The following is a 19,112-nucleotide window of genomic DNA, read 5'->3' as shown; positions in this document are numbered from 1 at the left end:
GAATCCAGCGACATCCTCCGAATTCGCGGCTGGGCTCCGGGTTCGCACCTTCGGTGCGCCCCGGAGTGACGGGGATGTGTCTACGCCCGCCCTCACGCCCCCTCGTCGCTCTCCGGCTCCTCGAACGATCTCAGCAGCTTGCGCAGCAGCCTCGCGAGCGTCTCCTGCTCGCTCGCGGTGAGCTGCTCGGCGATGCGGCAGGACTGCGCGGCGTGCTCGGTCATCGCCTTCTCGGCGAGGGTCCGGCCGCGCCGCGTCAGAGCCACGCGGGTGGCGCGCTTGTCGTCCGGATCGGGCCGCCGCACCGCGAGGCCGAGCTTCTCGACGCGATCGATCCGGTTGGTCATGGCGCCCGACGACAAGAGGCACGCGTCGTAGAGCGCGGTCGGCCGCAGGCCTTCGGGATTGCCGGAGCGCTGGATCGTCACCAGCAGATCGAACACGTCCCAGCTCAGACCGAAAGGCTTCAGCCAGTCGTCGACGGCTTCTCGCAGATGCGTCGAGAGACGGAGGATGCGACCGAGCGTCGCGAGATAGTGCACGTCGATGTCGGGCCGCGCCTCGCCCCACTCGGCGATGAAGCGATCCATGGCGTCTGCATCGGAGGCGTCTGCATCGGATCTCGGCACGGGCTGCACTCGCATTTATCTTGACATGAAGATAATAGGGTCTCAGGCTTCCTTCTGACAAGACGGCCCGGGCGAGACGAGCCCACCGCCGACGATGGACCTCGGAGCGGACGCCATGCCCCCAGCGCCTGCAGCAGCGGCACCGGCCGCGACCGTCATCGCGGTCGAGGACATCGGCCTGACCTTTCCGTCGAAGAGCGGCGAGGCGACCGTCGCGCTCTTCGACGTGAGCTGCCGCTTCGCGCCCGGCAAGGTGACGGCGATCATCGGGCCGAGCGGCTGCGGCAAGAGCACGCTGCTGCAGATCGTCCGCGGGTTTCTCACGCCGACGCGCGGAAAGCTGCGCTTCGTCCGGCTCGGTGCCGAGGACACGGCCGGCGCGCCGCCCCACATGGCGACGGTGTGGCAGGCCTTCAACCTGTTTCCGTGGCGCACCATCATCGACAATGTCGCGTTCGGCCTGGAGGTCGCCGGCGTGGCGAAGGCCGAGCGCCTCGCGCGCGCCAAGAAGGCGCTCGCCGCCGTCGACCTCTCCGGCTTCGAGCAGAAGTACCCGCGCCAGCTCTCCGGCGGCATGCGCCAACGCGTCGGCATCGCGCGCGCCCTGGTGATGGAGCCCGAGGTGCTGCTGCTCGACGAGCCGTTCGGCGCGCTCGACGCGCAGACGCGCCTCGTGCTGCAGGAGCAGCTCGCGACGCTGGTCGAGACCTCCGGCACGACGGCGATCCTGGTCACCCATTCGATCGAGGAGGCGATCCTGCTCGCCGACACGATCCTGGTGATGACGGCCCGCCCCGGCCGCATCGCCGCCGAGATCGTCAACGACCTGCCGCATCCGCGCAGCATGGCGACGACGCACGATCCCGGCTTCTCGGTCCTGTTCGATCGCATCTACGGACTGTTGCGGCAGGAGGTGATCCGCGCCATGGCGACCGAGGGAGGCGACGCGTGAGCAGCAATGGTCCGATGGCGACGCCCGCCACGGCGCCGGCGGAGGCCGACCCTCCCGGCCTGCTGCAGCGTCTCGGCGAGCCGCGCGCCCTGAGCTGGATCGCGGTCGTCGTGGTGATCGTCGCCTGGGAGCTCGCGGTGATCGTGCTGCAGCTCAATCCCATCTATCTGCCGCGGCCGAGCCGCATCGTCGTCGCGCTCTACGAGATGTTCCGCACCGGCGGCCTCACGACGGACCTGGTCGCGACGCTGATCCGGATCTTCGGCGGCTTCTTCATCGCGCTGTTCTTCGGCGTCGCGCTCGGCGTCTGGATGGCAACCTCGGTGCGGGTCAAGGCGATCGCCGACAACTTCATCGCCGCGCTCTATCCGCTGCCCAAGGTCACGCTGATCCCGCTGCTGATCATCTGGCTCGGCACCGGCGGCCCGTTCATGCTGACCATCAGCATGCTGGGCGCGTTCTTCCCCATCGTCATCAACACCGTGCTGGGCATCAGCCAGTGCGACCAGGGCCTGGTGCTGGCCGCCCGCGACCTCGGCGCCTCGCGCCGTCAGATCATCCGCATGGTGCTGCTGCCGAGCGCCATCCCGTCGATCTTCGCCGGCATCCGGCTCGGGCTCGGCGTCTCCATCATCCTGGTGGTGGCGGCCGAGATGGTGGTCGGCAAGGTCGGCCTGGGTGCCCGGCTCTATCTGGCCGGCCAGGTGCTGGAGACCGAGCAGGTGTTCGCCGTGCTGATCGTGCTCGCCACCCTCGGCATCGTGGTGACCAAGATCCAGGACGCCATCGACGTCCGCCTCGGCCACTGGCGCGTCAACTGACCTCCCAACCTTCCTCGTCCTCGCGAACGCAAAGCAACGGAGACGCTCAATGACCTTCGAGCTGAAGTCGATCCATCCCGATCCGTCGCAGGCCCACAAGATGCCCTATGCGCCGGCCGTGCACATCGTCGGCGCCTGCGACCTGATGTTCATCTCGGGCGCCACCGCCTCGCCGCTCTATCACCACCATCCGCATCACGACGACGAGCACGTGCATCCGCATTCGATCGAGGAGCAGACGAAGAACGCCATGGAGGCGATCAAGTCGATCCTCGACCACGTCGGCGCGAGCTGGAAGGACGTCGTGAAGGTGACCAAGTACCTGACCGACATCCGCGACGGTGACGGCATGCACAAGACGATGCGGGCCTATTTCGGCGACTGGGCCCCGGCCAGCACCATGGTGTGCATCAACCAGCTGAGCTCTCCCGGCGCGCGCGTCGAGCTCGACATGATCGTGGCGCTGCCGCGGAAGGGGTGAGCGGCATCGAGCGCACGCCCTGCCTTTCTCCTCATGGTGAGGAGCACCCCGAAGGGGCGCGTCTCGAACCATGCGGCCACGGCCGTACCCGCCCTCGCCCTTCGAGACGCCCGCTGCGCGGGCTCCTCGGGGTGAGGGCGGAGAGAGCTCGTTCGAAACGGAAGCCCCTGACGTAAAGCCGGGCCCTACCCCGCCAGCGCGATGCGCTGGTGCCCCGGCTTGCCGTGCAGGAAGCCGTTGGCGAAGGTGACGCCGGGCATCAGGGCGGCGATGCGCGCCTCGCCTTCGGCGCCCGTGATCGTGCCGTCCAGCACGTCGCGAAACGCCTGCGCCACCGCGACCATGTCGCAGGTGTGCGGCGACAAGCGGAACGAGCTGACGCCGCAGGCCGTCACGGCGTCGAGATCGCCGATCAGGTTGACCACCCCGTCGCTCAGCGTCTGCACGCCGTTGACGGAGAGGAAGCGGCGGCCCTCCAGCGTGTCGACCTCGAGCCCGTCCGGATCCTTGTTGCAGACGAACTGGCAGGAGTCCTTGGAGACGCCGTGCACGCGCGCGTGGTAGCAGCGCGCCGAGATCGCGAGCGGCGCGCGGCCGAAGGCCCAGGCCTCGATGGTCGCGGTCGTCGCCTTGGCGGCGAGCGGCGCCATCGCGGTCAAGGGCAGCTCGGGCGGCAGGCAGACATGGACGGCGCCCTGCTTCTCCATGAAAGCGAGCGTGCCCTCGTTGTAGACGTTGATCAGCGGCGAGATCGCGTGCGGCCGGCCGGCGAGCTGCGGGAAGGCGGAGACGTCGTTGGCCTCCACCAGCACGCCCGGCATCGCGACCAGATCCTTGATCATGTTGCGCTCGCGCACCAGCGTCGGCAGCGCCAGCGACGACAGGATCACGGCCTTGCCGCCGCGCTGCAGCCGCTCGATCACGCCCGGAATGTCGTCCTGGTAGAACGGCAGGCGCTTCGAGCACACCACCTCGCCGACGCAGACGCGCTCGACCGGCGCCTCGTCCGCCACACGATAGTGGAAGTCGCGCCAAGCCTCCGGCGACCAGTTGAACAGGACCGGGCCGAGCGTGAGGCTCGGGCGCGCCGCCGTGTCCGAAGGTGTCATCGTCTCAGATCCCGATTCCGATGGCGTCGTTCCGGGGCGACGCGGAGCGTCGAACCCGGAATCCAGCCGAAAATTCCGAGCTCGTCGGTGGATTCCGGGTTCGCGCCTGCGGCGCGCCCCGGAATGACCAACGACGGGTCATCGCCACGTCTTCTGATAGGCGCCGCGCGTCGTCGTGGCGCCCTCGCTGAGCGCCATCAGGGCGCGCGCATTGATCGGCAGGCCGCGGGCGTGCTGGTCGAGCGCGCCGCGCAGCGCCCGCACCACCGCGTCGGTGTAGCTGCGGCTCCTCTGGCGTCCCTCGATCTTGAGCGCCGTCACGCCGGCCTCGGCGAGCGGCGGGATCAACAGGCTGGCGTCGAGGCTCGCCGGATCCTCGAAGATGTGCGAGGTCTCGCCGTTCGCCGTGAAGCGGCCCTTGCACAGCGTCGGATACGGCATCGGCTGGCCGCCCGGCACGGTGTTGATCATGAACTCGCCGAGCCGGGAGACGAAGTTGCCGTTCTCCTGGCTGTAGGCGACGTGGCTCGGCGGCGAGCAGACGCCGTTCATGTTGGGCGAGCAGCCGGTGACGTAGGAGGAGAGCGAGCAGCGCCCCTCCGCCATCACGCACAGGCCGCCGAACACGAACACCTCGGTCTCGCAGGCGATCTCCTTGTTGAGCGTCGCGATCTCCGACACCGTCAGCACCCGCGGCAGCACCACGCGCTTCACGCCGAAGCGCTCGATGTAGAAGCCGATCGCCTCCGGATTGGCGGCCGCCGCCTGCACCGAGAGATGCAGCCGCAGGTTCGGATGCTTCTCGGAAGCGTAGTCGAGGAGGCCGATGTCGGCGACGATCGCGGCGTCGCCGCCGCATTGTGCGATGGTGTCGATGGCGCGGTGCCAGGCCGCCGGCTCACCGGCGCGCGGAAACGTGTTGACGGCGATCAGCACCTTGACGCCGCGCTTGTGGGCGTAGGCGATGCCCTCGGCCATTTCGGCCGGGCTGAAATTCAGGCCCGGGAAGTTGCGGGCATTGGTGTCGTCGGCGAAGCCGCAATAGACCGAGTCGGCGCCGGCCTCGATGGCGGCCCGCATGGCGGCCGGCGTCCCGGCCGGGCAGACCAGCTCGAGCTTGCCCTTGGGCGTCCAGGCCGCAGCCGATGCGGCGCTCGGCTTGTGGGCCGCGAGTGTCGGGGTCATGAGCCGCTCCGTGGGCGGGCGAAGGCGATGCCGGTGATCTTTTCCGCGACCGAGGCGGCGAGGCGGCCGACGCGCTCGGCCGGCGAGGCCAGCGGCCCCAGCACGCTCGCCGCTTCCGCGACGAGGTCGATCTCGGCGTCGTCGAGCGCGTTGCGCAGCGCCACCACGGCCGACATGTCACCCTCGACCGTGAGGTCGCGCGAGAAGAACAGCGCGTCGCCGTCGTAGGCGCCGTGGATCAGCCCGACCAGCGCGCCGAGCGGCCCGGCGATGCGGGCGTCGGCCTCGGGCTCCTCGCCCCGGCGGACCACCAGGATCTCGGGGTCGTCGGCGCGCGGCGTCATCACCACGACGAAAGGCAGGTCGGTCGGCTCGATGAGGAACCGTTTGCCGGCCTGGTCGCCGAGGCGCGCGAACATGGCGGGATGCCGGCGGGCGGCCGACTTGACGACGAGATCGAGGGCCGCGGCGAGCGGGGCGAGCGGCAAGGGCCGCAGGCCGAACGCGAGGACCCCCGGGAGCTCCGGGACTGTGGCTGAGTTGCTCGACATGGAATGTCGTCGTTACCGCGGTGCGGCCGGCGCGACTTTGTCCTATGTCAAGGACTCACGACAGGCTAGCGCTCTTCATCCCATTCGATCATTCAAAAGCCGGGATCACCAGCGTGGTGGTCATTCCGGGACGGCGCGCAGCGCCGGACCCGGAATCCAGACGCGATCTCGGAATTCGCGGCGGGATTCCGGGTTCGCACCTGCGGTGCGCCCCGGAATGACGCCAGCCGAGCGGCGTCAGGAGTGCCCGTGCCGATCCGTGATTTCCCGCCGTTCCGCGACCTGCGCGACTTCCTGCGCCATCTCGACGCAGCCGGCGACGTGGCGCGCGTCACCGAGCCGGTCGCCATCGTCCACGACATGGCGGAAATCCACCGCCGGGTGATCGCGCGCGACGGCCCGGCGCTGGTGTTCGAACGCCCGCGGGACGCGAGCGGCCGCATCCTGCCCGTGCCGGTCGTCGTCAACCTGTTCGGAACACGGACGCGGGTCGCCGCCGGCCTCGGCATCAAGCCCGAGCGGCTCGCCGAGCTCGGCGAGGCGCTCGCCTCGCTGCGCGAGCCGCAGCCCGTCGACGGGTTTCGCGACGCCCTCGCCCGCCTGCCGATTCTTCGCGCGGCGATGCGGACCCGGGCCGAGACGGTCGATCGCCCCGTCGTGCAGGAGGAGATACGGCTCGGCGCCGACGTCGACCTCGGCGCCCTGCCGGTGCAGACCTGCTGGCCCGGCGAGGCCGGCCCGCTGATCACTTGGCCCGTGGTGGTGACGCGGCCGCCCGACAGCGAGGCGGTCGCCGGCTACAATCTCGGCATCTACCGCATGCAGGTGCTCGGCCGCGACCGCGCCATCATGCGGTGGCTGCACCATCGCGGCGGCGCCAAGCACCACGCGCAATGGGCCGCGCAGGGCAAGGACATGCCGGTCGCCGTCGCCATCGGCACCGATCCGGCGACCATGCTGACCGCCGTGCTGCCGCTGCCCGAGACGCTGTCGGAGGTGCGCTTCTCAGGTCTTTTGCGCGGCGCCCGGCCGCGGCTGGCCGCCGCCCGCACCGTGCCGCTGATGGTGCCGGCGGACGCCGAGATCGTGATCGAGGGCTACGTCTCGCCGACCGAGACGGCGGCCGAAGGCCCGTTCGGCGACCACACCGGCTACTACAACTCGGTCGAGCAGTTTCCGGTGATGCGCGTCACCGCCATCACGACGCGGCGCGACCCCACCTACCTGTCCACCTTCACGGGCCGCGCGCCCGACGAGCCGGCCGTGCTGGGCTCGACCTTCAACGAGCTGTTCCTGCCGATCGTCAAGCGCGCCTTTCCGGAGATCGTCGACGTCTGGCTGCCGCCGCACGCCTGCTCGTACCGGATGGCGATCATCTCGATCAGGAAGCGCTATCCCGGCCACGCCAAGCGCATCATGATGGGCCTGTGGGGGATGCTGCCGCAGTTCACCTACACCAAGCTGATCGTGGTGGTGGACGACGACGTCGATCCGAAGAGCTGGGACGACGTCGCCTGGGCGATCTCGACCCGCTGCGACCCGTCGCGCGACCTCACCGTGATCGACCGCACGCCGATCGACTATCTGGATTTCGCCTCGCCGCTCTCCGGGCTGGGCGGCAAGCTCGGCATCGACGCGACCAACAAGATCGGCACCGAGACGACCCGCGAATGGGGCCAGGTGCTGAAGGCGACGCCCGACCTGATCGCGCGCGTCGACGCGCTGTGGCCGAAGCTGGGGTTGTGAGTCTTCAAAAAGGCCACAGGCCGAATCCGCGAGGATTTCGAACAACACGCTTAGCTAGTCAACACCGATTAACGGCCGGACAACCCAAATCCAAGCAAGCACATGAACTACAAATATTCCAGCTATCATAAGAGCGATGTAAAGCTCATACCACGAAAGAACATCAGACAATTTGAGAGCTTGACGACTCTTCCCAAACACGACCTTCTCGACGTGCGCCTCATCACTCCTGTAGCTCAACCACCCCCCACTCCGCCCGCTAACAACGAAAGACTAAACACAGACAACATCCCACTCATAACAACAAGCATTACTGAACCAACCCAAGCAATTTGCGAGCTAATTTTTTTATCGGCAAAAGCTGCAATTATCGCAAATTGCCCAGAACCAATTAGAGCAACCCCAGCCTGGAACACGGCGACAATCTTAAATGTCACATCATTCAGCTTCTGTTTCTGAGACAAGATATACTTATATCGCTCGAGAAGAAACGGATCTCTTTCCTTCATTATTATAACCCCTTACCTCGGCGATCCCACGCATATGGATTAAAAAGCCGACTATTCGACCGATTTAGAGCTGAAATAAACTTATCAATCGATATGTAAGGCTCTAGGAATTCATAGATACCATACTCTTCAGTCCTTACTAACGACTCTTTGCTAAACTCTGCCCAATCATAACCGCCCCCGATAGCAAACTGGAGAAGAACCAGATGCGAGGCGACACACCTTTCTTTAGCAACCCCGTCTTTTCCGTATACAATGTCTTTAAAAAACTCCACAATAGGCTCACCTACCTTTATGTATACCTCCCCATTCGAAGCAAAGCCCCCGACATTTTCAAGTCCGGCCATCGGCGCCTTCTCCGTAGGGAGGTTAATCTGCTGAGTCGCACCTCGACTGCCTCGTTCATGCATCCAATCAAGAACGGATGAAAGACGTCTATCTGACTGAGCACTTCTTTTCCAATAGTCCTCGGACCTAATCCATCTCGGCCGCTCACCCTTCAGTGACCACTTAAGGTTTATACGACGCAGGCTTTCTGAGGCCGATACTTCCGATATTTCGAAGTCGGCACGAACCATAGCATCAACGTACGAAGACGAAGAAAAGGTACACATAGTGCATCCAGGAGGGTAAGTAGAAGCAGAATTACCCAGCGTTTTGATAATTGAAGATGCTGTTATATCTGATGGCGCTTCTCTCACAAATGTCTCGATTGATCGCGATAGCGGAGATTCAACAGTCCAAAACTCGCCGAGCGCCCGCAGATCTTCGTAAGAGATTTTTCGTCTTCCGGAACCATCCTCGACAATGATCAGGGGCGTCTGCGATATTGCTTTCGATAACAAAGATGGACGAGAAAGAGAGTTCGTTTGGGCTAGAAGCAATGAAGCGATAAACGGCGCTTCTCCGACAGCTCGCGAAAGTGAGTACCCCTCCTCAGTCGCGAGTCGATCAATTTCGTTGGATATATGTTTAGAGTATAAGCGGTAAATAGTCGCAAGCATACGACGCTGTTCTGGAGTGTCCTCCAACGCAGACCGTGCAACATTGGTCTTAGGAGCAGCGGGACCAACAGCATTCGCTATGGCAAGAACATTTACAGCACTGAATCCAGGTGTACTGAACTCAACACCCACTCCTTCTATAAATATACCCGTAGGAGGCGCTTCTTGTTCATCATCGATTGCGTATCGGTGTTGAGGAATCTGAAACAAACTCCACTCTTTAAAGATTTCGTTTTTACTCACGGCAAACGCAAGCGTCACACCATCTTCCTCCATCTCCCTCACTTCAATCTTATTGTCATACCTTCTTCGTCCTGCAGGACCATTCAAATATCCCTCTATGGCATCTCGAGGTGAGCAAAATCCAATATCTTGAGGAGGCTCATCGTCGATGTGAACCGTTACCCTTGTTTGTGGAAACATCAACCACATTTTTGCAATTTTTAAAACATCCCCAATCTCTGCAGTAGGCCTTAAGTTCAATCGAACTGATGTACCATGCGGGAAAACGCCAATCTGCTCTCGGTCCGCCACCTTGTTAAGAAGCTTTATCAGATACTTTCCATGCACCGATCGTAAAGATATAATGCGAGCTTCGGGATCATCTGGACTGCACGTTGTGATCTCAACGTCGTCCGAAACCATGAACACCGATAGCGCCCCTATCCCGAAGCGACTAATGGAGGAGAACTCCGGATATTTTTCTTTAAAATGCTCATCTTGATACCGCGAAGAACCAACTTTTAAAAAATGCTTTTCTATAACCTCCTGTGACATACCAGTTCCATTATCGATAATCATAAGCATCCGCTCCTTGGATCGCCATGCAATTTTAATATGCCCGGCAGTGGTAGAAAGCGGGTTATTTTTTTGATCCAGAAAACGTTGCAAACGAACGGCGTCTAGTGCATTCTGCGTTAGCTCGCGAATGACAACAGAGGTGTCGTTGTAGAGCGTATGCCCAGTCAGCAACTCGAGTATCTTCTCTTGATCTAGCGAAAATCCAAAAGATTGGGTCAAAAAACCGTTAGCTTCTACGCCTGAAGAATCAATAAATCTCCACGGAAATTTGGGCGGATTCTCTAGCAGCCTTTCGGACTTTATAATCGCTGCGTGGCAGAGTTGAAGTTCTTGTTCTGCGTATAAGAGATAGTCAGTTAACCCAAAAAAGCCGTCCGGGCGCTCGAAACGCGCATGTACTTCGACGGTGGCAGAGGCAACGGCTTCAGAGACATTGCCATCTCTGTCAATGCCGGGTTTGGGCCGCACACTTCGAACTGCCCCCTGCTTTTGCCACTCAAGCTGACTAATCGGATCTTTCGGACTAACAATTTGGTAAAGGACTAAAGGCGCCCTTCGCTTGGTAATTTGCAGCAAATCGGCAGCCCGCAGAACCACGGCGACATACTGCAGATTGACTTCTTCCTTTCTTGTAGATCCATACGGTTGAGATATTTTATACTTTCCCGTATCGGATAAGTCATCGCGTGTATGGCTTGCACAAACAAGAGCTAGATCTCTACGGGTAGTGGCATCAACATGACTAAAAAGGCTTGAAATCTGTTGGCGCACCTCCTTTGACGCTTCGTTGTCGTCCAGCGGCACACCTTCGATCCAAGCCTGGACCCGATTTCCGTGATTGGCTCTGACGAAGTCTTGATATTGTATCCTGTCGGCATCCTCTTTCGACAATTGTTCTAGCCGAGCTAAATACTCTGAATATTTTGATGATGGAATTATTGGCTCAGCCAAGAATCGATTGTACTCGGCGCTTTGATAACGCACTTCATACTCATTTCGGCTCACAAGAAGACCGACATCGTGGAAATAAATACCGAGCGTTAGAAAGAGCCAATCAGCAGGAGTCAACACTCCTTTAGTTTCTTTTGGTATAATCCATTCGGCATTATCAAGCATTCCAACGACATGCCGAAACTGTGATCCGTGTATTCATTAAAAAAGCCGTAACGCCCGACCTCAGTTAGAAGCAATTCGACAGTATTCCGAATTTCTGCCAAGTTTAGTGGGAATGCCTCACAGTGGAGGGCTTGCAGCGCGCGTTCTTCGATTTCAGTCCATTGAATATCAGACATACGACCCTCTCATCTTGCTTTCGCAGGCGGTACCGGCCGACACCGTAAATTGCTCCTCCAACAACTTTTCCAAAGATGCCGCTTATTCATAGGACCGTCAATATCGTCCGGCGCCCCTTTTCGCGCTTGCCGCGGGAGTTCGGATCGCGCGTCTTCTCATCCCTCGCTGTATAATTAAAGGTCGTACTTCGCAGGAGATGGGGCACGGACACTGCTCCGGAACGAGTTCTGACAAGCGCGCGCGGCCTCTTCCAACGTATTCGCCGCGGAAGTGAGCCCAACCTCGACCGCATCAAGCGAATGCTTTTGTATTGAAGGGCTCGGGCCGGATTTCGCCCACACCAAGCTTGTCGGACCTTTCGCCGGCACCATTCTCGCCGCGACGATAGGCTGGTCCCTTCACTTAGGCCCAACCCCGTTCATCCGGACCATCTTGACTGAGCCAGCTCCCGCAGTGGAAGTAACTTAGCGCATCAGTTCCCCTGCATTCTGAACTTGAGCTGCGTCGGACCGCCGGTCAGCACCAGGGCGTTGTCGACGAGCGTCCAGTGCGTCGCCTGATTGAGGCCGGCCAGCACCTCCTCGTCGGCGCGGGCGCGCTCGGGGGTGCACTGGCGCTCGGTGCGGGGACCGACCAGCACCGTGATGGTGTCGCCCGCCACCACCAGGCGCGCCTTCACGGCGTTGCACCACAGCTCGATGTCGGCCAGGCCGTTCTCGGCGATGTCGAGGATCGGAATCTTCTTCGATCCCTTCATCGGGTCGGCGTCCATGCGCAGCTCCTGCCCGTACGGGAACGCCGGCTGGGCCTGCGCCGCGGCCGTGCCGACCTCCGCGAGCCCGATCACGCCCGCCGCCGCCAGGACCGAGAGCCCGAGGCCGCGCCACGGCCGGGCGACGCGTTGCAGGGCGAAGGCACAGCGCCGAATCATGAGCACACTCCGATGAAGACCAAACGCCGCGCCGGCCTCGCGCCGACGCCACCCGGCGGCCTTCGGCCGCGGGCGCCTTGTTCTTGCCGGGAGGCCGTGGTTGTGGTCAAGCGTCGGGGGCCACCCCCGCCGCCCTCGTCGCCGTTCCCCTGGAGGACTTCATGCGTGCGCTCGCCGTCGTCGCGTCCCTGACGCTCGCCCTCTCGGGCCCGGCCTGGTCGCAAGCCAAGGGCGGCGCCAAGCCGGCCCCGACCCCGCCCGGCGAGACGGTGCGCTACATGACGATCTTCGGCGAGCTGATGGGAGCCCTGCCGAGCGACGCGATCTGGCGCGAGACGCGGCAGGGCAACCGGGTCGTCTCGGCCGTGCTCGACCTCTGCCATTCGGTCACGCCCGCCTCCAACCGCAAGGACCGGTTCGTCGTCACCCTGAAGCCGGAGGGCGGCAAGCTGGTCGGCACCGGCCAGAGCGAGCCCGACGGCGTGCCGATCACGGTCAGCCTCACCCGCAAGCAGAGCGGCGACACCTACTCGCTCGACGGCACCATCACGCGCGACGGCAAGCCGCAGCAGGTGGGGGCGACGGACCTCAGCGACATGAGCGAGGCCGAGTTCAAGGATCAGCAGTCGAGCGAGGACGAGATCATCACGACGCCGGCGAGCTTTTCCGAGGTGTCGCCCGTCTCGGTCGCCGTCCGGGTGTCGCGCGACGGCTTCGCCGACCTGGTGAAGAGCCTGCGCGGCCAGGGCGTCCGGGTCGACTATGCGAGCCTGGTGCAGAGCTGCGCCGACCTGCGCAGCGGCCAGCAGATGGTGCGCATCGAGACCGCGCCGGACCGCTCCGCCGCGCTGGTCGCCAAGCTCGCCGCGATGCCGGGCGTGACGGCGGCCGGATGGACCACCGGCTCCTACGGCATCGAGCGCGCCGTGCGGGTCGGCGCTGCGGCCTGGACGGACGGCGGCGCCCTGAAGGCGGACGCCCTCGCCCAGCGTCTCGGCGCCGCGGTCGGCACCGCGTTGCACGCCAAGCCGGTGTCGGCGCAATGGGACGACGTGACCCGCGAGCTCACCCTCAAGCTCGAGCGCCCCGACCAGGCGGCGCGCGGCCTCGACCTCACCGAGGCGATCGAGATCACGCTGCTGGTCGGGCCCGAGAAGCCCGGACCGTCCGAGAACCTGGTGATCTGGATCGGCGACTCGAGTGTCGAGGCGACCGACAAGACCGCCGGCGCCCAGCTCGCCTTCACCAGCGGCTATCAGGGCAACGACGAGGAGAGCGCCGCGATCGAGACCGACGCCCTGATGGCGGCCCTCGCCCGCGACCTCCAGGGCCAGATCTGGAACGCCGAGACGTCCGGCTGGAAGTAGCAAGGCATAGCGCTCTTCGCCAAAATCGCTCGACCGATCACCTCGTTAGTACGTCCACTCCGAAAACATTGCTTTCTTTTATCAATCCGCTTATTAGCGCCTGTTCCCACAGACACTCCCAACCTCGATGCTTTACCAACACCGCGAAAGCATCCACCTCATCGAAAATATGGTTATCCACGCATACTAAATTTATCCCGAGATCGGAAGACAGTTCCAACAAGGGATCAACCACCCTTATATTTTCTCCATACACTTTTTGAAGCTCGCAAATTATCGCTAGAGACGGGCTATTGCGAAAATCGGCAGAGTTCTCTTTATATGTAACACCGAGAAGCAAGGGATTACACACGTTTTCTGCAACAAAATGATCAATAAGGCAGCTCGCCACCAGCTTGGGACGACTGTCATTTACAAATCGAGCAACGGGAATCAACGTCAGATTTGGTATGCCATGCGCTAAAAGCCATGGATCGACAGGAATGCAATGCCCGCCAACTCCCACGCCCGGAAGATGAATAGCTACTCTCGGGTGAGTGTTAGCCATCTCCAGGAGGACCCCAGGGTCAAGCTCATGATGTCTTGCTATCAAATCCAACTCGTTCGCCAATGCAATATTAACGTCTCTGAATGTGTTTTCAGCCAATTTAACGTACTCCGCCTCCTTATCAGTCATTTCCATGCATTTAGCACCAACTCCTCTATTTAATACATCTACCGCCCAACGCGTTGAGCAAGATGATACCCCACCAACACATCGCAGGATACACCCGACTTCAACAGACACCTGTTGAGGCATAGCTCTCTCTGGCGAAATCGCCAAATAATAATCGGGATGCCTGTCAGTCGCTAGCGGCGAAACGAGATCACATCTTTGTCTCTTCAAGTACCGAGCAATGGCCGCGGTAGTCCCGACAGGACAAGTAGACACCAAAATTATCCCATCGCCGCATTTTAGAATACCACTGACCTCAACAATAGCAGCGAACAAGAGCCTCAACATAGGCTCACGCCTTTCGACGGGAGTCGGGACAGCGATAACATACACGTTTGCAGAAACAAGAATATCAGATATAGATATTATTCCCCGCTTTAAAAAGGCGGCATAATCATTAGCCAGAGAGAGCTCCAATTGCGGAACTTTGCCTGACCTTAACAAGGACACTCGTCTTTGATCCGTGTCGACCAAAATTACTCGGTATCCTCCACGGGCAAATAATATCCCTAATGGAAGCCCGACATGCCCCGCCCCGACAACTGCCACAACCTGCATATTCCCTCAAATCTCCTTCAAGAACGGTTACTAAAGTTGTGCAGACGTAATATGTGAAACAATCGCCGCTGATGCTCCTGTAACAAATTTAGCACGACCCACTGGTATGCTTGCTCTCGATTTACCAAACAACAATTCGATTGATTTGGACACAATCAACTCCTCATCCACACCGACTAATATGGATGCTCCATCCTGAAGATACTCAGATCGCTCGGTTATGTTTCTGAGAATAATTAGCGGACGACCGAGGTAAAACGCTTCCTCTTGAACCCCCCCAGAGTCTGTAATAATCAAATCGGAAAAAGTGATGCTTTCAATGAAATCACTGTATGTCTTGGGGAAAACCACATTAATACGAGGACTGAAAAATTGAGACTGCCTTGCGAGGAGCGCAACCGCATTGTGGTGGTGGTCGATGATCTCTATCCTAACTTTCGGATTCAAGGAGAGGCGGTACAGAGCCGCCATAATATTTATTGCTGACCTTCCCCAATTCTCACGCCTGTGACAAGTAACCAGAATGCGCTTATTAAGCCCGCCAAAAACTGGACAACCCAGGTTATCCGCTTTATCTTTTCTTACCATTTCTACCGCGTCAAAAACCGTATTTCCAGTAACAAGTATTTTTTCCGCCTGAATACCTTCATTTATTAAATTAAGGCGCGCCGCCGAGGATGGAGCATAATGGTAATTCGATATTCTAGAGAGCGCCACCCGATTTATTTCTTCCGGCCAAGGGAAATAGACATCCCCAGATCGCAATCCGGCCTCAACGTGCAATAGGCAACTCATATTGAGCTTTGCCGCGACGCCCCCGAATACAGCACTATTCGTGTCTCCCTGGACTATTACTACTTTAGGATCTCTCCTTTTGACTTTTTCAACCAACGCACTCAGGGAGAGCGTTGGGAGAGCCTCGTACGTGATTGAATCCAGGATTTGAGCTAACGGGCACAATAAACTACCTTTTATACAATGCTGACCCGTTAAAATAAATGAATGATCCAACCCCTGATTTTTCATAATCCAAGAGATCGGCCATAGCTTTATTAGCTCTGGTCGAGTTCCGGCTATAAATACTATATTTCCCATCTACATACTTACTTATCGCACGACCACGCGCCTAATCAAAAGGTGTGCTAAAAGCACACCACCGAAAGTTACGAGTATCGATGAAAATATAATCCACCCAACGGACCTTCCACAGTATTCGAGTAACGGAAAGACCCCTAAGAATATAAATACCGTCGACAACGCGACAAACATCGAATTGAGAACCGCCATCGTAAGGGTCCTCCACAGGGAGGCCTGCCAAAAATTGAAATGTCTCGCGGGTTTCGGTTCGGGCTTTAAAAACGGTTTCATGGCCGGGTATCGTTCGTTAATCTTCTCTCGCACGTTCTTAATAAATTTAAGGTAATCTTTTGAAACAGCCTCCTCCTTACAGTACAGGATGTACATCGACACTCCTGCTAGAGCAAACGACAGCACCAACAAAGCGGTAAAGAGCAGATAAAAACCGCACGGAAACAGCGCGCAGTCTGACCCGAAGGCACTACATGCAAATGCATTAATTGACTTCTTCTCAGATCCAGTTCCTTTTGAAACAAGCGCTGATACAGCAGTAACGAGGGCAGTTGGGATCCCTACTGTCTTGAAGTAGTTCTCATATATTCTTCCACGTTCAGCAAGGTTTACTTTATAATATTCCCACGACTGTCTGTACTCCTCAATCATTGGAGGCCACTTGTCTGGGGCCGGAAGATCTGTCTGGATTGATCCCATTTGCTACGTAATCCACGTGCAGAATGATTATCACCAACATCGTGACATTGAAGTACGTATTATCGACGCTGACTTCTTTTCTGTCTAGCAGAGAGCCTTATTCCAGGAAGTTTTCAGCTCCCGTACAGCCAGGTCGGCAGCCAGAGCACGATTTCGGGCCAGATGTACATGATCACCATGCACAGGATCACGACGCCCATATAGGGCATCATGCCGGCGAAGATCTGGTTGATGGTGACGTGCGGCGGCGCCACGCCCTTCAGGTAGAAGGCCGACATCGCGACCGGCGGCGACAGGAAGGCGGCCTGCAGGTTCACGAAGACCAGCACGCCCCAGAGGATCGGGTCGATGCCGAAGTGCTTGAGCAGCGGCAGGAAGATCGGCACGAAGATGATGATGATCTCGGTCCACTCGAGCGGCCAGCCGAGGACGAAGATGATCGCCTGCGACAGGAGCATGAACTGGGTGGGCGAGAGATCGAGCGCCAGCACCCATCGCTCCAGCAACGCCTGACCGCCCAGCACCGCGAACACGGCCGAGAACAGCGCCGACCCGACGAACAGCCAGCACACCATGGCGGTGGTCTTGGCGGTGAGGAACACCGCCTCCTTGGTGCGCTTCCAGTCGAGGGTGCGGGCGAGCAGTGCGAGAAGGAAGGCGCCCGCCGAGCCGACCGCGGCCGATTCGGTCGCCGTGGTGATGCCGAGCAGGATCACCAGAAGCACCGTGAGGCTGAGCACGGCGATCGGCAGCACCGAGATCGAAAGCAGCTTGAGCAAGGAGAAGCGCTCCGCGCCCATGCGCCAGTAGTAGCGCACGAGCATCAGCGCGAGCAGGACGCCGAGGACGGCGTAGGTGACGTAGAAACCGGTCCCCGGGCCGGACGCCGCCTCGGCCTCGACCGGCGCGGCACCGCCGAGCGGCTGCAGGCCGAGCGACTCGATCTCCTCGGTGGGTGCGCGATGGATCACCACGTACCACCAGACGAGCCCCATCAGGACCGCGCCCAGCGCGAGCGGCACCAGCGCGATGAGAAGGTTGCCGATCAGCGCGCCGTAGCCGATCGGCGTCCCGTCCTCCCGCTTCACGGCGCTGGCGCGAGCCGGCGAGGCGAGTGCCGACAACAAGGTCCTCATCATGTTCGGCGCATAGGCGGCGCGCAGCCGGTCGACCCACTCGGGCACGGGCACGCGGGTCTGCTCCGGCGGCAGCGGCGGCGCGAGCGACGGGTTCAGCAGCGCCCGGCCGATGATGTAGGCGATGTAGAGGGTCGCCAGGAAGAAGCCCGGGAACATCGCCGCCGCATAGAGCTTCACCACCGACTGACCGGCGACCGCGGCGTAGACGATGATCATCACCGAGGGCGGAATGAGAATGCCGAGGGTGCCGCCGGCCGTGATGACGCCGGCCGCGAGCTTGACGTCGTAGCCGGCGCGCAGCATGGGGCCGAAGGCGATGACGCCCATCAGCACCACGACGGCGCCGACCAGGCCGGAGGCCAGACCCCAGAAGGCGCAGACGATCAGGGTGGCGACCGCGAGCGACGCCGGCACCCGGCTGAACGACAGCTGCACGCTGTAGAACATCTTGTCGACCAGGGCGCCGCGCTCCATCACGTAGCCCATCAGGACGAAGAGCGGGATGGAGATCAGCACGTCGTTGGTCATCGCGCCGTAGGTGCGCTGGACCATCAGGTCGAAGACGCGGTTGTCCCACCAGAACTGGCTCGGGTCGTAGAAGGCGTAGAAGCCGAAGAAGATGCCCAGTCCCATCAGGGTGAAGGCGGTGGGGAAGCCCATCATGATGGCGACCACGATGAGCCCGAGCATCAAGAGCCCGAGGGCGGGATCACTCATGTGTTCACGTCTCCCCCCATGCCGCGCTGACGCGCCGTCTCGTCGATCTTGTGGGCGCGGGCGATCGCCGTTCTCCGGACCTCTTCGTCCACGTATTCGCTGTGCTCGAGCTGCTCCTCGATCACGTCCAGCTCGCTGACGTCCTTCAGCCGCGGCGGCCACACGCCGCTCTTCAGGCACACGACGCAGCGGAGCATCTCGGCGAACCCCTGCATCAGCACCAGCGCGCCGGCGATCGGAATGACGGTCTTGAACGGATAGACGGGCGGCCCGTCGGCCGTGACGTTGGAATGCTCGAGGATGCGCCAGGAGTCCTGCGCGTAATGCAGGCCGGCATAGACCAGCGCGCCGATCCCGGGCAGGAAGAACAGCACGTAGAGGATCAGGTCGAGCGTCGCCTGGGTGCGCGGCTTCAGCGATCCGTAGATGAAGTCGCCCCGCACGTGCGAGTTCTGCGCCAGCGTGTAGGCGCCGCACAGCATGAACACCGTGCCGTACAGCATGTTGTTGAGATCGAAGATCCAGGCGGTGGGCGCGTTGAGGGTGTAGCGCTTGATCACCTCGACCACGACCACGGTCATCAGGGCGATGATCAGCCAGGCCGTGGTCTTGCCGACCAGGGTGCTGACGAGGTCGGCGATGTAGAGGACGCGCTGCACGGGCTTGGCGCGCCGGATGGCCCGGGTGGACTGGAGCATCGACATGGCGGTTGCTCGGTGCGGAAGGCGGCGGAAGGCGGCGGAGGATCGCGGCCCGTCCGACGCGCCGCGGACGGGATGCTCGAACGTCGGACCTGGGAGCGCCGGCGATCGGCCG

Annotated in this window: 17 protein-coding genes; 5 read left to right on the top strand and 12 right to left on the bottom strand. The window is 60.9% G+C overall.

Annotated elements, in window-relative coordinates:
- Positions 1-92: 92 nt before the first annotated feature.
- The gene (locus CH341_RS16265; protein WP_170149653.1) at positions 93-590 is read right to left on the bottom strand and encodes a MarR family winged helix-turn-helix transcriptional regulator; all 498 of its coding nucleotides are present in this window, start codon (positions 588-590) and stop codon (positions 93-95) included.
- A gap of 154 nt (positions 591-744) precedes the next feature.
- Between CH341_RS16265 and CH341_RS16260 the strand changes: the two genes are divergently transcribed.
- Genes CH341_RS16260 through CH341_RS16250 form a run of 3 tightly spaced genes read left to right on the top strand, consistent with a single transcriptional unit; the run spans position 745 to position 2,883 of the window.
- Entirely contained in the window at positions 745-1,581 is an 837-nt protein-coding gene (locus tag CH341_RS16260) for an ABC transporter ATP-binding protein (protein WP_111420060.1), read from the top strand.
- Complete coding sequence (locus CH341_RS16255) at positions 1,578-2,402, top strand: ABC transporter permease (protein WP_146604499.1); 825 nt, start codon at positions 1,578-1,580, stop codon at positions 2,400-2,402. Before CH341_RS16260 ends, CH341_RS16255 begins: the two co-directional genes overlap by 4 nt.
- A 49-nt stretch (positions 2,403-2,451) precedes the next feature.
- A complete protein-coding gene (locus tag CH341_RS16250; RefSeq protein WP_111420055.1) occupies positions 2,452-2,883 on the top strand; it encodes a RidA family protein in 432 nt (143 codons plus the stop codon).
- Positions 2,884-3,068: 185 nt separating this feature from the next.
- On the opposite strand, the gene ubiV is transcribed toward CH341_RS16250, so the two are convergent.
- From ubiV to ubiT, 3 genes are all read right to left on the bottom strand, one after another.
- Positions 3,069-3,992, bottom strand: coding sequence for a ubiquinone anaerobic biosynthesis protein UbiV (gene ubiV / locus CH341_RS16245; protein ID WP_111420054.1), 924 nt, complete (start codon positions 3,990-3,992; stop codon positions 3,069-3,071).
- 138 nt (positions 3,993-4,130) lie between these two features.
- Positions 4,131-5,177, bottom strand: a complete 1,047-nt coding sequence (gene ubiU / locus CH341_RS16240; RefSeq protein ID WP_111420053.1) for a ubiquinone anaerobic biosynthesis protein UbiU — start codon at positions 5,175-5,177, stop codon at positions 4,131-4,133.
- Entirely contained in the window at positions 5,174-5,728 is a 555-nt protein-coding gene (gene ubiT / locus CH341_RS16235; RefSeq protein WP_111420052.1) for a ubiquinone anaerobic biosynthesis accessory factor UbiT, read from the bottom strand. Before ubiT ends, ubiU begins: the two co-directional genes overlap by 4 nt.
- 249 nt (positions 5,729-5,977) lie before the next feature.
- On the opposite strand from ubiT, the gene CH341_RS16230 reads away from it, so the two are divergent.
- On the top strand, positions 5,978-7,474 hold the full coding sequence (locus tag CH341_RS16230) for a UbiD family decarboxylase (protein ID WP_111420051.1): 1,497 nt from the start codon (positions 5,978-5,980) through the stop codon (positions 7,472-7,474).
- A gap of 236 nt (positions 7,475-7,710) precedes the next feature.
- Here the strand turns inward: CH341_RS16230 and CH341_RS33705 are convergent, their stop codons facing one another.
- The 3 genes from CH341_RS33705 to CH341_RS16220 all read right to left on the bottom strand — a co-directional run bounded on the left by CH341_RS33705 (position 7,711) and on the right by CH341_RS16220 (position 12,012).
- On the bottom strand, positions 7,711-7,983 hold the full coding sequence (locus CH341_RS33705; RefSeq protein ID WP_146604498.1) for a hypothetical protein: 273 nt from the start codon (positions 7,981-7,983) through the stop codon (positions 7,711-7,713).
- A 2-nt stretch (positions 7,984-7,985) separates the two neighbouring features.
- Positions 7,986-10,937, bottom strand: coding sequence for an HD domain-containing protein (locus CH341_RS16225; RefSeq protein ID WP_425376188.1), 2,952 nt, complete (start codon positions 10,935-10,937; stop codon positions 7,986-7,988).
- Between the two features lie 616 nt (positions 10,938-11,553).
- The gene (locus CH341_RS16220) at positions 11,554-12,012 is read right to left on the bottom strand and encodes an META domain-containing protein (protein ID WP_111420050.1); all 459 of its coding nucleotides are present in this window, start codon (positions 12,010-12,012) and stop codon (positions 11,554-11,556) included.
- A 161-nt stretch (positions 12,013-12,173) separates the two neighbouring features.
- Here CH341_RS16220 and CH341_RS16215 point away from each other — a divergent pair, with 161 nt between their 5' ends.
- Positions 12,174-13,379, top strand: coding sequence for a hypothetical protein (locus tag CH341_RS16215; protein ID WP_111420049.1), 1,206 nt, complete (start codon positions 12,174-12,176; stop codon positions 13,377-13,379).
- 37 nt (positions 13,380-13,416) lie between these two features.
- Here CH341_RS16215 and CH341_RS16210 read toward each other — a convergent pair whose 3' ends face one another.
- The 5 genes from CH341_RS16210 to CH341_RS16195 form a co-directional block, all read right to left on the bottom strand.
- Entirely contained in the window at positions 13,417-14,652 is a 1,236-nt protein-coding gene (locus tag CH341_RS16210; RefSeq protein ID WP_111420048.1) for a nucleotide sugar dehydrogenase, read from the bottom strand.
- 30 nt (positions 14,653-14,682) lie between these two features.
- The gene (wecB, locus tag CH341_RS16205) at positions 14,683-15,747 is read right to left on the bottom strand and encodes a non-hydrolyzing UDP-N-acetylglucosamine 2-epimerase (protein WP_111420047.1); all 1,065 of its coding nucleotides are present in this window, start codon (positions 15,745-15,747) and stop codon (positions 14,683-14,685) included.
- A 12-nt stretch (positions 15,748-15,759) separates the two neighbouring features.
- The gene (locus CH341_RS33700) at positions 15,760-16,440 is read right to left on the bottom strand and encodes a hypothetical protein (protein WP_146604497.1); all 681 of its coding nucleotides are present in this window, start codon (positions 16,438-16,440) and stop codon (positions 15,760-15,762) included.
- Positions 16,441-16,553: 113 nt separating this feature from the next.
- On the bottom strand, positions 16,554-18,296 hold the full coding sequence (locus CH341_RS16200) for a TRAP transporter large permease (protein ID WP_111420046.1): 1,743 nt from the start codon (positions 18,294-18,296) through the stop codon (positions 16,554-16,556).
- Positions 18,293-19,000: a TRAP transporter small permease subunit gene (locus CH341_RS16195; protein ID WP_245431091.1), complete on the bottom strand. Its 708-nt coding sequence runs from the start codon at positions 18,998-19,000 to the stop codon at positions 18,293-18,295. Before CH341_RS16195 ends, CH341_RS16200 begins: the two co-directional genes overlap by 4 nt.
- Between the last annotated feature and the right edge of the window lie 112 nt (positions 19,001-19,112).

This window comes from Rhodoplanes roseus, from assembly GCF_003258865.1.
Taxonomy (GTDB): Bacteria; Pseudomonadota; Alphaproteobacteria; order Rhizobiales; family Xanthobacteraceae; genus Rhodoplanes; species Rhodoplanes roseus.
Note: the sequence above shows the minus strand (reverse complement) of the source record. Positions and strands in the feature narration are given on the sequence as shown.

Coding starts and splice junctions, on each gene's coding strand:
- CH341_RS16215 (WP_111420049.1), top strand. CDS start 12,174: ATGCGTGCGCTCGCCGTCGTCGCGTCCCTGACGCTCGCCCTCTCGGGC.
- wecB (WP_111420047.1), bottom strand. CDS start 15,747: ATGGGAAATATAGTATTTATAGCCGGAACTCGACCAGAGCTAATAAAG.
- CH341_RS33700 (WP_146604497.1), bottom strand. CDS start 16,440: ATGGGATCAATCCAGACAGATCTTCCGGCCCCAGACAAGTGGCCTCCA.
- ubiU (WP_111420053.1), bottom strand. CDS start 5,177: ATGACCCCGACACTCGCGGCCCACAAGCCGAGCGCCGCATCGGCTGCG.
- CH341_RS16220 (WP_111420050.1), bottom strand. CDS start 12,012: ATGATTCGGCGCTGTGCCTTCGCCCTGCAACGCGTCGCCCGGCCGTGG.
- ubiT (WP_111420052.1), bottom strand. CDS start 5,728: ATGTCGAGCAACTCAGCCACAGTCCCGGAGCTCCCGGGGGTCCTCGCG.
- CH341_RS16200 (WP_111420046.1), bottom strand. CDS start 18,296: ATGAGTGATCCCGCCCTCGGGCTCTTGATGCTCGGGCTCATCGTGGTC.
- CH341_RS16195 (WP_245431091.1), bottom strand. CDS start 19,000: ATGTCGATGCTCCAGTCCACCCGGGCCATCCGGCGCGCCAAGCCCGTG.
- CH341_RS33705 (WP_146604498.1), bottom strand. CDS start 7,983: ATGAAGGAAAGAGATCCGTTTCTTCTCGAGCGATATAAGTATATCTTG.
- CH341_RS16210 (WP_111420048.1), bottom strand. CDS start 14,652: ATGCAGGTTGTGGCAGTTGTCGGGGCGGGGCATGTCGGGCTTCCATTA.
- CH341_RS16265 (WP_170149653.1), bottom strand. CDS start 590: ATGGATCGCTTCATCGCCGAGTGGGGCGAGGCGCGGCCCGACATCGAC.
- ubiV (WP_111420054.1), bottom strand. CDS start 3,992: ATGACACCTTCGGACACGGCGGCGCGCCCGAGCCTCACGCTCGGCCCG.
- CH341_RS16260 (WP_111420060.1), top strand. CDS start 745: ATGCCCCCAGCGCCTGCAGCAGCGGCACCGGCCGCGACCGTCATCGCG.
- CH341_RS16250 (WP_111420055.1), top strand. CDS start 2,452: ATGACCTTCGAGCTGAAGTCGATCCATCCCGATCCGTCGCAGGCCCAC.